Origin of the sequence: Bacillus sp. SIMBA_008 (genome assembly GCF_046535495.1) — a bacterium.
Classification (GTDB): Bacteria; Bacillota; Bacilli; order Bacillales; family Bacillaceae; genus Bacillus; species Bacillus subtilis.
The window spans coordinates 1-278 of sequence record NZ_JAWRWL010000346.1; the positions used below are offsets into that span (position 1 = coordinate 1).

The window sequence follows — 278 nt, forward strand, 5'->3', positions numbered from 1 at the left end:
GGGGTTGAAATGAAGTAAGAATTACAGGAGTCAGAAACTCTTGTGTGTTGATCAATTTCAATGATGACATCAAAAAAGAAGCATCAATGCTCCCTTTTTTAGCTTTTATATTTTCTCCAGTCCAAATGACTTTCATCTAGCAGCTCGGAGAAGCTTTTGTTTTTTTCTTTTTCTTTCTGCTGCCGAAGGAGGTCTTGTCGTTTTTGTTCTTCTCTTTTTTCTGTTTCGGCGGCCAGATTCTGCTTCATTTGAAGGAGCTGCTGTTTGAGATCCTCGTT

Annotated in this window: 1 protein-coding gene; it reads right to left on the bottom strand. The window is 38.8% G+C overall.

All coding sequences use genetic code 11. The annotated features are described in order from the left end of the window. Nucleotides 1–98: 98 nt before the first annotated feature. A partial coding sequence (locus tag SB658_RS23520) for a YqkE family protein (protein WP_410602707.1) occupies nt 99–278 on the bottom strand: 180 nt, incomplete at its 5' end.